The sequence below is a fragment of the Mesorhizobium sp. M4A.F.Ca.ET.050.02.1.1 genome, assembly GCF_003997725.1.
In the GTDB taxonomy this organism is placed as follows: domain Bacteria; phylum Pseudomonadota; class Alphaproteobacteria; order Rhizobiales; family Rhizobiaceae; genus Mesorhizobium.
Genome location: NZ_RZSG01001370.1, coordinates 1 through 698, shown reverse-complemented (window position 1 = coordinate 698; position 698 = coordinate 1). Strand labels below are relative to the sequence as shown.

Here is a 698-nt window from a genome sequence, read left to right as displayed (position 1 = left end):
TGTCGTAGGCGCACAGGATCGCCCCATCGCAGACCTTGCCGAGCGCCGCGAGATCGCAGCCGCCGAGCCAGCCGTCCTTGAGGTCGATGATCAGCACCCGCGTCGCCGGATGCGCCACCTCGCGCAACTCGGCGACCAGGCTGGTCACCGGCTCGAAGCGCCAGACGAGATAGGCATGGAGTTCCGGCCAAGGCAGGAAGATATCGAGCCCACTTGCCGGAAAGTCGGGAAAGCGCCGCTTCGGCACCGCACGCTCGCAGGTCTCGGCGATCCATTGCCTGACCAGCTTTTGCGCCGCCGCGCCATTGACGCCGGCTTTGGCCGCGCGATCCAGGCAGGACGGGCAGAAGCACAGCGAGAGCAGGAAATCGTCTTCTGGCGCCAGGCCGACACCATCCTTCTCGTGATGATACTCATGCGCAAAACCCATGAAGGACGGGCTTTCGAGCTCGATCCGGTCCGGCCTGTAGCCGTGCGAGATGTCCGCGACCAAGGCGCGGACATAGGCGCGCGCGTCCGGATGCGAGGGACAGAGATTGTAGTAGTTGGCATCGCCAAAGGCGTTGCGGGTGACGGCCTCGGGGTGAAGCATGCCGAGGCGGGTGTTGTGCAAACACACTGTCCAGCACGAGACCCCGGGCCCGCCCGCCTCGCGACGGCGCACGAGCTGGCCGAGCACGTCGCCGCCTTCGCAGATC

General features: G+C 66.2%; 1 pseudogene. It reads right to left on the bottom strand.

Annotation, left to right across the window (positions count from 1 at the left end):
* Window positions 1–698, bottom strand: a pseudogene (locus tag EOA33_RS37570) (hypothetical protein); the annotation flags it as partial.